Annotated in this window: 2 protein-coding genes; both read right to left on the bottom strand. The window is 72.8% G+C overall.

The genetic code is table 11. The annotated features are described in order from the left end of the window. Positions 1 to 66 precede the first annotated feature (66 nt). Positions 67 to 405, bottom strand: coding sequence for a hypothetical protein (locus GH736_RS22295; protein ID WP_159607155.1), 339 nt, complete (start codon positions 403 to 405; stop codon positions 67 to 69). 35 nt (positions 406 to 440) lie between these two features. Beyond that, positions 441 to 1787, bottom strand: coding sequence for an endo-1,4-beta-xylanase (locus GH736_RS22290; RefSeq protein WP_159607157.1), 1347 nt, complete (start codon positions 1785 to 1787; stop codon positions 441 to 443). Between the last annotated feature and the right edge of the window lie 47 nt (positions 1788 to 1834).

Raw genomic sequence — 1834 nt, 5'->3', positions numbered from 1 at the left:
GCCGCGCTCGCCCGCACGGAGGCCGGCCGTCCGGCCTGACCCGCGACCCGGAGCGGCGTCAGCCGATCAGTCGGGCGCGTGCTCCTCGGCGTGGTGCGGTCCGGGATGCGGCTTCGGCGGCTCCGTGCGCCAGAACTTGCCGTGCCGCTCCGTCGGATCATGCGTCTCGGGGTGCCGATCGGTCGAGGTGTAGTCGCCCACCGTGGGCTCCTCGTCGGGCTGGCCGTCCGTGCGGGTGTACTCACCTGCGACGGTGCGCTCGTGCGCCGGCTGCCCGCCGACCTCGGTGTACTGTCCCTCGAGCCGATCCGTGGCGGTCTCGGGCTCGGAGTGCCGGTGGGGCTGATCGAGCTGGTCGGGCACGTCGGTCTCGTCCTCGGCGTTCGCGTCGTGCGGTTCGGACATCATCGCTCCCTCGCTCATGAGCATCCGGGGCGCCGTCAACGGGCGACGTCTCGGCTCAATGCTACGCCGACGGGTGTGGGTCGGCGCGGCATGCGCCGGGGGGAGCCCCGGCACGCCGGGAACGCGAGCTCAGGGCAGGGTGACGGATGTCCCGCCGGAGGCGCCCCTGACGACGGAGAACTTCGCCGGCGCGGCATCCGCTCGGCCCAGGGCCTGCCGCACACCGCATACTCGCCCGCGAATCCGCGTACGGAGACGCGCCCCGCGGCATCCGTTCGCACCGTCGTCGGCGGAAGCCACCACTCGCCCTTCACGAGCCCGAGCAGCGCGTCGTACGACGGCTTCGGCGTGCCGTCGGCACGGAGCAGTCCGATGGGCGCGTTGAGCCAGGCGCCGCGGTCGGTGATGCCCCAGTACGTGATGGCCTCGACCGCGGGGTGCCCGACGAGCGTTCGGTAGTGGCGTTCGAGCTCCTCGGCCTGGCGGGCCTCACCCTCGGGCGTCGACGGCCACTCGTCGACCTGCCAGTCGTTGAGGTCCTCGATGTGCGGAGGCATGAGGTCGCCCGAGACGAGCGACGTCTCGGTGAAGTGCAGCGGCACCCCGTAGCGCGCGAACCGGTCGGCGATCGCGACGAGCGCCTCCTCGCCGCGGAAGCCCTGGTGCATGTGGGTCTGCAGCCCGATGGCGTCGATGCGGATGCCGGCCTCGAGCACGCCCTCGATGAGGCACTCGTAGGCGCTCGAGAGGTCGAAGTCGTTGAGCAGGAGCGTCGCCGCGGGGTTGGCGGCACGCGCCTCCTCGAACGCGAGGCGGATCAGGTGGATGCGCCCCCGCACCCGTGCGAGGGGCGTGATCGCGTTGTCCTCGGCCTCGAAGACCGGCATGATCACGACCTCGTTGATCGCGTCCCACGTGTCGATCAGCCCGGCGAACTCGCCGACCTCGCGGCGGATGCGCCCGCGCAGGGCGGTCTCCACCTCGTCGAGCGGGCGGTCGAGCAGCCACTCGGGCGCGAGGGTGTGCCAGGCGAGCGGATGTCCCTTCACGGCCACTCCGCGCTCCCGAAGCCAGTCGGCGGTGCGGCGCAGCTCGGCGGTTCGCGGCCGGCCGGCTTCCGGCTCGGTGTCGCGCCAGTAGAACGGCAGCGTGGCGACGTTGAAGAGCTCGACCAGGCAGGCGGCGAGCTCCTCGTCACCGGGTGCGGCCCGGCCGTTGGCCATCGGCACGAGGTCGAAGCCGATGTTGCCGAAGCCGAACGCATGCCTGAGCTGCTCGACGACCACGTCGGTGTCGGCGAGCGGCGCCCCGTCGGCACCGGTGACGGTGACGGTGGTCGTGCCGCGCCGATGCTCGGGGCCGCCGGCCGCGGCGTCGATCAGGTGGTTCACCGGGCGGCAGCTGCGGCGACGCGGGCAGCCGCGGCGTA

The sequence above is a fragment of the Agromyces humi genome (genome assembly GCF_009720255.1).
GTDB classification, from domain to species: Bacteria; Actinomycetota; Actinomycetes; order Actinomycetales; family Microbacteriaceae; genus Agromyces; species Agromyces humi.
The sequence above is the reverse complement of the archived record's forward strand: the minus strand, read 5'-3'. Positions and strand labels throughout refer to the sequence as shown.